The 2,037-nt window shown below is 71.8% G+C and carries 1 protein-coding gene; it reads left to right on the top strand.

Annotation, left to right across the window (positions count from 1 at the left end; all coding sequences use genetic code 11):
* On the top strand, positions 1–2,037 hold a 2,037-nt coding region (locus B551_RS16785), incomplete at both ends, for a DUF4781 domain-containing protein (RefSeq protein WP_043440470.1).

Raw genomic sequence — 2,037 nt, forward strand, 5'->3', positions numbered from 1 at the left:
GCGGCAGGGCCGGACCGACGAATGGCGCAAGGACGGCGATGCCGCTCAGCGCGCGTTGCCCACGGCCGATGAGGCCGCCGCCAACGCGGCGCAGACCTATGAGGCGACCGTGCGGCGGCCGGGCGCCACGCAGCAGGAGATCGACACCGCGCGCGAACGCCGCGACGAAACGCGGCTGGCGCAGGCGGTCGCGCATGGCCGCAGCGATGCGCTCGCGTCCACCGAGGCGAGGCGCGCCGCGGAGGGCGAGTACGCGCTGGCGCTCGAAGCCCATCGCACGCACGATTTCTCCGGGGCCGCGCCGGCCGGCCCGCTGGCACCGTCCGCACCGTCCGGGCCGCTCGCGCCATCCACGCAGCCGCCGGGATCGTTGCCGAGCACGGGCCCTTCGCTGTCGACCTCGCCGCTGCTGACGCCAAATTTCGGCGAGGCCGCGCGCCCGGCGCCATGGACGGTGTTGCCGCCCGGTATCGATGCGGCGGCCGGCAATGCCAGCGGGGACACGGCAACCCCGCCGCCCACATCCCCTGCCTCGACGAGTTCCACGTCGGCCACCGCGCCGCTGCTGGCTGCGCCCGGTTCGCCGCCGGTTGCCGTCAAGGAGAACGGGCGATGGTATGTCCAGTACCCAACCCAGTTCTCGGTGCAGTCTCCCACCCTGTACGGCAGCTATCCGGCTGCCTCGACAACGCTGTCGATCCCGGGGCAAAGCCCATCGCGCGTCGAAATGGATCCGGTCACCGCACGCGTCTGGGAAGCGCATGCGCAGCTGCAGTCGGCCATCGCCGCCGAGGACACCGCATGGCAAGACTATGAGACGCTGAACAACGATGCGCAGGCCATCGCGCAGGCTCGCCGCGACGGCAATGCGTCGGCCAATGCCAATGGCGCCAGCCCCGGCCAGAACCCCGGCGCCGACGCAGATCCCGAACTGACTCGGCTCACCGCGCAGGTCGACACCGACCATCGCGCGCTGCTGGCCGCGCTCGGCGCCCGCCTGACCGCCGAAGACCGTGCGCGCGACCTCGGCGTCGACGTGGAGAAGGACGAGACCGTGGTTTCCACCGGCGAGGCGCTGGAGCGCGCCCGTGCGACGGCGTCGGCCAGCGCCGCCGAACTCGAACGCTATCGCAGCGAGCGCGACAGCGGCGCGGCCAGCGACGACGTCGAGCGCTTGCGCAACGAGCATCAGGCTTGGAAGCGCGAGCATCCGTTCCTGCGCGAGCAGGACGCGCCGACCTGGGCGCCGCTGCAGCAGGCGCTGGACAACGAAGACGCCGCGCGCCAGCAACTGGTGCAGGAGGCCGCGCAGGCCGGCGCCGCGCAGGATACGCGCGCGCTGACCGCGACGCTGACGCCCGAGCAGCGCGAGGACCCTGCCGCGATGTACGAGTTGTTCGTCTCCGAGCCGCGCGCGATGGCGCAGGGCGTCATCAACCAGCACTACGTCGACTACGGCGGGCGACCCTACGAGATGGCGGGCCGCACGCACGCGCGCAACATGGCGGGGCTGGCGCTCGGCATTCCGCCCGAGGTGCAGCTCGCGGGCGACGCCGACGCGCAGATGGAAACGCTGCGCAAGCAGGACATCTTCGCCGGCATCGACGACGACTACGCCGACATGCTCGACGTGGTGGCCGACCAGCTGATCGAGCAGGGCGGCGAGCATGCGCGCGTGACGCTGCTGCCGGTGGTCTACGCCAGCCGCGAGCGTGGCATCACCCGCACAATGCTGTTCAAGGTCGAGACCGGCCAGGGTCCGCGCTTCGTCGACGAGGCCGGGCGCGCCTACGACGACCTGAAGGACTACCGCGAAAACAATACGCTGCCGGCGGCGGACGCCGTGCTGGCGATGCCGCGCGACGGCGAGTTTACGGTGGACAGCAAGGGCAATATCGAGCTGGAGATCGGCGACGCGCGCATCGAGAGCGGCTGGGAGAGCTTCCGCCGCAAGACCCATCTCGATACGGTGGCAGCCGGCGTCGGCATCGTCGCCGGCGTGGTGCTCGTGGTCGGCTCCGGCGGCGCGCTGGCGCC

This window comes from Cupriavidus sp. HPC(L), assembly GCF_000307735.3.
In the GTDB taxonomy this organism is placed as follows: Bacteria; Pseudomonadota; Gammaproteobacteria; order Burkholderiales; family Burkholderiaceae; genus Cupriavidus.